The sequence below is a fragment of the Acidithiobacillus sp. genome, from assembly GCF_027322205.1.
Lineage (GTDB): Bacteria > Pseudomonadota > Gammaproteobacteria > Acidithiobacillales > Acidithiobacillaceae > Acidithiobacillus.
The window spans coordinates 1-5056 of sequence record NZ_DAHVHY010000065.1; the positions used below are offsets into that span (position 1 = coordinate 1).

7 protein-coding genes are annotated in these 5056 nt (G+C 56.3%); 2 read left to right on the top strand and 5 right to left on the bottom strand.

The annotated features are described in order from the left end of the window. Both M7F93_RS09455 and M7F93_RS09460 read right to left on the bottom strand, forming a co-directional pair. Positions 1 to 795, bottom strand: a 795-nt coding sequence (locus tag M7F93_RS09455; RefSeq protein WP_298172470.1) for an autotransporter assembly complex protein TamA, incomplete at its 3' end; no start/stop codon positions are given. A 296-nt stretch (positions 796 to 1091) separates the two neighbouring features. Further along, positions 1092 to 1355, bottom strand: coding sequence for a hypothetical protein (locus M7F93_RS09460; protein ID WP_298172473.1), 264 nt, complete (start codon positions 1353 to 1355; stop codon positions 1092 to 1094). Positions 1356 to 1623: 268 nt separating this feature from the next. On the opposite strand from M7F93_RS09460, the gene M7F93_RS09465 reads away from it, so the two are divergent. Both M7F93_RS09465 and M7F93_RS09470 read left to right on the top strand, forming a co-directional pair. Then, on the top strand, positions 1624 to 1797 hold the full coding sequence (locus M7F93_RS09465; RefSeq protein WP_298172476.1) for a hypothetical protein: 174 nt from the start codon (positions 1624 to 1626) through the stop codon (positions 1795 to 1797). Positions 1798 to 1874: 77 nt separating this feature from the next. Then, positions 1875 to 2756, top strand: a complete 882-nt coding sequence (locus M7F93_RS09470; protein ID WP_298172479.1) for a type III PLP-dependent enzyme domain-containing protein — start codon at positions 1875 to 1877, stop codon at positions 2754 to 2756. Here the strand turns inward: M7F93_RS09470 and M7F93_RS09475 are convergent. The 3 genes from M7F93_RS09475 to M7F93_RS09485 form a co-directional block, all read right to left on the bottom strand. Then, on the bottom strand, positions 2721 to 3149 hold the full coding sequence (locus M7F93_RS09475) for a hypothetical protein (RefSeq protein WP_298172482.1): 429 nt from the start codon (positions 3147 to 3149) through the stop codon (positions 2721 to 2723). The genes M7F93_RS09470 and M7F93_RS09475 overlap by 36 nt on opposite strands. 466 nt (positions 3150 to 3615) lie before the next feature. After that, on the bottom strand, positions 3616 to 3903 hold the full coding sequence (locus tag M7F93_RS09480; RefSeq protein WP_298172485.1) for a ferredoxin family protein: 288 nt from the start codon (positions 3901 to 3903) through the stop codon (positions 3616 to 3618). Then, positions 3900 to 5056, bottom strand: a 1157-nt coding sequence (locus M7F93_RS09485) for an FAD-dependent oxidoreductase (RefSeq protein WP_298172488.1), incomplete at its 5' end; no start/stop codon positions are given. The genes M7F93_RS09485 and M7F93_RS09480, both read right to left, overlap by 4 nt.

Genomic DNA, 5056 nt, shown 5'->3' on the forward strand with positions numbered 1-5056 from the left:
GCCTATTTTCAGGTGCTGTGCCGACATGCTTTTCAAATCGACGGTAACAGGTATCGCATCATTTTTCGCTTTATCCAGATTGGTACGTACTGAGATATCGGAGAATCGGTCGGCATTGCGTAAATTGCTTTGGGTGACTGCCAGGGCCTTAGGCGAATACCAGTCCCCCGCCTTGAAGGAGAAATACCGCTGAATGAACCAATGCGGATAGTGTTCCGCACCGGTGATTTTAATATCACCAAAACGGAAGCGGGGTCCGGTATTGAGCCACAAGTAAATGTCTGCCCAAAATTGATCGCGATCCATGAGGATTTCATGGCGCGAATAATTGGCACGGGCGTAGCCGCGCGCATTGAGGAACGATAGGACTTTGCCCTTCCATTCCTCATAGGTAATCTGATCAAGAATATCTTTTTTATGAAGTGGGAATTGGGTAAATAGTTTTTTCAAAGTGGGTAAATTTTGGCCTGGACCCGCTGATCTCAGGTCGATTTGGCGAACCAGGATGGGGCGCCCAAGAGTCACGGAAAAGATGATGCGTTCTTTTCCCTGTGCGCCTTTTCTACTGCGCTCCGTCCAACGAGCGTTGTAGTAGCCGTAGGCCTCGAGCGCATCTTTGAGGCGCAAGCTCGCCGACATTTCCGTTTCTTCTAAACGGTCCGCTTGCAATCCGATAACCACGGGGGGGAGGGCGTGCGCGAGATCCTCTGCCAAAGGCCCGGGAACGCCATCCACGGTAAACTCTACCACATCGGCGCCTGCCATTCCGTAGTAAAACAGTGAAATGCCCAACACAGCGAACCATAGGCTACGGCGCAGGTTACCCAGACGATGTTGCTTCGCCTTACCATCCCCCCTGACTATGCCCAGAAAACCTCCTGCCGCGCCCCCGCTACTAACCCAGGATAATCACGCCACGAAGAATATCCCAGAGCAAGGCAAACAAAACCACTCACAGTGTGACGATTTGCCGAGTTTAGCACGATTTATGGGAATAGGAGGCGGGGCGCGGAGGAGTACGTGCAATCCAGCACCATCAACCTTATTTTGACGCGGTTAGGCGGCGGTCTCGGGATACCTCTATAAGGCAATCAACGATGGTTGTTGTCGAAAGGTGGACGCGGGCGATGAATTTCCCGGTAGTCCGTAACCACGATATCAGTATGCATCCCTTTGCGCATTTTCCGCCGTTGCCACCAGAGGAACAGCATCCCGCTGGCCCCGAGTATGGCAACCGCGATAACCGCGAAGATGGCGAAAAAGAACAGACCAACCAGCAGAACCATGCTCACCATCACTGCGAGCAGGCGCACCCACCACGGACTCCGACTACTGAACGATTGATAATAAGCCATTACGCTCCATTGGAGTTTTTGTACGAGGACAACCATATACTTAGACCTTGACCCAAAGTAGGAAGTTCATTTTATGTCAGAGTCACGATATTTTTCACATCGTTGATGTCACTTAGGCCATCAGCAGGCGCTCCTGAGGCGACAGGCGGGATAGGCGCATCTGTCGTTTCAATGCCATAGCGAATAGAGCAAAACTTTACATAATCCTAAAACAGCAGTTTCCACGGCTGGATTTGGGAGATTCACCTGATAGGATTGGGTTTTTGTTATGAAGGAGGGTCACCGCGTGGGCGAAGCCGAATTGGGGCCGAAGAAGGCCATTTTTACGGCCATAGAGGCCATGAGTGTGGTCGCGGCCTGTCACACCCCGTGGATTTCTCGACATCGACACGGCGGCCAAACCCCTGTTCGGGCATCAAGAAGGGGCGGTGGTGGGCTGTAATCCCCACAAGCCGGGACGTTCTTCCCACGCGTATCATCTCTGAATCGGGTCGGGCGCTGACGGCGCATCACGCCATTTTGTTGGCGAATGTCAGCGATGTGGAGATGGCGGCCGGAGAGCGTCCGTCGTCAGCACCTTCGGTCGACCTGATGGCGGGTGAATGGGGCCGTCTGCTCACCCGGCTGGATCAGGGTAACGCCGCCGCGGCGCTGGAAGTGTATCAGGAGGCCCTCTATCTGCTGGCGGAGCTTCACCAGCAATTCAACCTCGGCATCATTCATATTGAAGAGCGCGCCGAAGCCGAAGGCATTTATGCGCAACTGCTCTGGCGGGTGCGCGGCTTTCTCGACCCGCACAATCGCGCGCACCGCGACATTCTTGATGAGCTCGACGAAAAGCTGGTGGACAAATATTTCGTTAACTTTTCCCTGTTTCAGTCGCTGCCCGATGTCTGGGCCATTGATCAGATTTTCCCGATATTGCCCATACAACGGTTGAATGAAGAGCCAACCCGGCGGGCCCGTCTCGAAGATATCACCTGCGACTCCGACGGCAGGATCGATGCGTACGTCACGGCCGAAGGCCTGACACCGGCGCTGCCGGTACATGCGCTACAGGCGGATACGCCTTATCTTCTCGGTATTTTTCTGGTGGGTGCTTATCAGGAAATTCTGGGGGATATGCATAATCTGTTCGGTGACACGGACTCGGTTAATGTGCTCTGTGATGCCTCGGGCGCCATGCGTCTGGAGCAGCCGCTGGCGGGGGATAGGGTGGAATCCGTCCTGCAATACGTACAGTTTTCTGCCACCGACCTGCTGGCCCGTTATCAGAAGAAAGTGGAAGCCTGCAGTCATCTCGGCGACGTGGAGCGTCGCGAGTTTCTGCAGCAGTTTGCGGATGGGCTGCACGGTTATACCTATTTAACCGCCCATGATCTGATTGAAGACCTGACGTAGCAGCGTCAACTCCATCATCGGCAGGCGGCGCAGCGCACTGATGGGCTTGAAAACGCCATCGTGAGGGGCGATTGCCTCGTGGGGGGCTTCAAATGTCGTGAAGCGGGCGAGGTGAATCTGAATTGGACCAGTGTCGGTAGACAGCCAAACCTCGAAACCGTCGTCCAGCTCTATCTGGCTGGGATTTATGTTCAGTTTCTCCAATACTGCATGCAGTACGTCAGTGGGCGTATCGTCGGTCTCCGTGGGTGCTGCAAGCATACTGGTGTTCTCCGGCAGTGGCGCGGGCAACATCACACTGTCGTTGATACGTACAAAGCGCAGGGCGGTACTGTAACTATCGAAGTGACAGAAGATCAGGCGATTGCGTTCGAGGAGGTCGGCTGTGGGCATGGGGTTATTCCTGTTTCGATTGGGGGTGATCAGGTTAGCCGATGGTGATGGTCAGCGGTTCCAGCCCGGCAACAGCGGCCTCTTGTCTGGCGCATCATCGGACTCAATGCGTTGTCAGTCCGTCCGGCATAAGCGCGGATGACGGAGGCCCCTACCAGATCGTGGGGGTCCAGTTCGCCGGTTTTTTTCCAGAGTTTCCCGGCATTCGTCCAGTCGCTTGCGGAGCAACAGGATGAAACTCAGGGCCTTGAGGGTGAAGAGGTAAAAATGGGCAGGACTGTGAATCATGGACCAGTCTGCCATGCCTGGGGCGAGTTGCTGCCAGTGGGGGGGGGAATCCGCCCAGTCGTGCCGCGCTGGCCAGTGCGGCCTCCAGCGGTGAAGCCGCCTGCCCGGTCGGGTCAGCAAAGGGCAGGGTGATCTCTCGGAGGGCACTGTCAGGGCTCATTGGACCAAGCCTCCAAACTTAACCGAACTTGAAGAGGATGCCGTGACCGCCCCGTGGATAGGACCAGTCCACGTTGCGATGTTCCGAACAGATGACCCGGCAGGTGCCGCACTCCAGACAGCCGTCCGTGGTCAGGACCACACCGCCACCCTCGTCTTTGGCGTAACAGGCCGCAGGACAGGCGAAGGTGCAGGACTGCGTTTTACAATCATCCACGCAGACCTGGGGATCGCTGATCTGAATATGCGGCCGACCCTCATCGACCCGGTAGCGGTTTTGAAACAGTTTTTCTTCGATCTTGATCATCGCGTTGCCCTCCACATGCGGTAAGCGTCTCCCACCAAACCCCACAACGAGCGTTGCTGCACAAAGCTGCCACGGATGGTCTTTTCCTTGCTGTGCTTATCCTGACCGTCGACCACCAGCATGGTATGCGCGGCGCGGTTGAGGAGGTGCGGATATACTGAAAAGAAATGCGGATTGCCGTGCAGGATCTCGGGCAGCTCCTTATACTTGCGCAAATCCTTCATGACGAAACTGTCGTCCAGCGCGGCTTTGTAACGGGCAAGATGGGGGGCCGTACAGGGGAGCCTCATCTCTTTCAGGGCGATGACCGTTTCCGCGGCCAGCCGGCCGCTGGTCATCGCCAGGTTGGAGCCTTCGCGGTGGACCGCATTGACCAGTCCGGCGCTGTCCCCCGCAATCATCCAGCCGTCTCCATAGAGGGTCGGAACGGCCTTGTAGCCGCCTTCGGGGATCAGGTGGGCGGCATATTCCTTCATTTCTCCGCCCTGGAGCAGGGGGGCAATGGCCGGGTGCGCCTTGAGTTCTTCGAGAAGGGTATAGGGCGCGATGCCCGCTTTTTTGAAGTCGGACAAGAGGCAACCGATGCCCAGCGTGATGGATTCCTTGTTGGTATAGAGGAAGGCGGTGCCGACCATGCCGTGGGTGACGGCACCGGCGATCTCGATGACCACCCCTTCGTTGCCCTTGATGTTGAAACGGCTCTGGACGACCTCCTCGGGCAGAAAGTGAATTTCCTTGACCGCGAGCGCGACATTTTTGGCTTCGAGTTCGCCATGGAACCCGGATTTTTGGGCCAACAGTGAATTGACGCCGTCCGCCAGAATCACCACATCGGCATAAATATCACCCCCCTCACGGTCGGTACGGACGCCGATGACCTTTTTGCCTTCCTGGATGAGCTCGGTGACCGTCGTCTCGCAGATGACCAGGCCGCCGGCGGCCTTGACCTTCCCGGAGAACCACTTGTCGAAAGGCGCCCGGAGGATGGTATAACGATTGGGCTGGTCGCTGTTGAAGGCATCCGAGCGATAGTTGGTCCCAATGAAGGATTTGTCATCCAGCACCCACATGCGCTGTTCGATGACGTGGCGCTCCAACGGGGCATCGTCGCGGAAATCGGGAATGATGCGTTCCAGCGCGTCGGCGTAGAGGA

Coding starts and splice junctions, on each gene's coding strand:
- M7F93_RS09460 (WP_298172473.1), bottom strand. CDS start 1,355: ATGGCTTATTATCAATCGTTCAGTAGTCGGAGTCCGTGGTGGGTGCGC.
- M7F93_RS09465 (WP_298172476.1), top strand. CDS start 1,624: ATGAAGGAGGGTCACCGCGTGGGCGAAGCCGAATTGGGGCCGAAGAAG.
- M7F93_RS09475 (WP_298172482.1), bottom strand. CDS start 3,149: ATGCCCACAGCCGACCTCCTCGAACGCAATCGCCTGATCTTCTGTCAC.
- M7F93_RS09480 (WP_298172485.1), bottom strand. CDS start 3,903: ATGATCAAGATCGAAGAAAAACTGTTTCAAAACCGCTACCGGGTCGAT.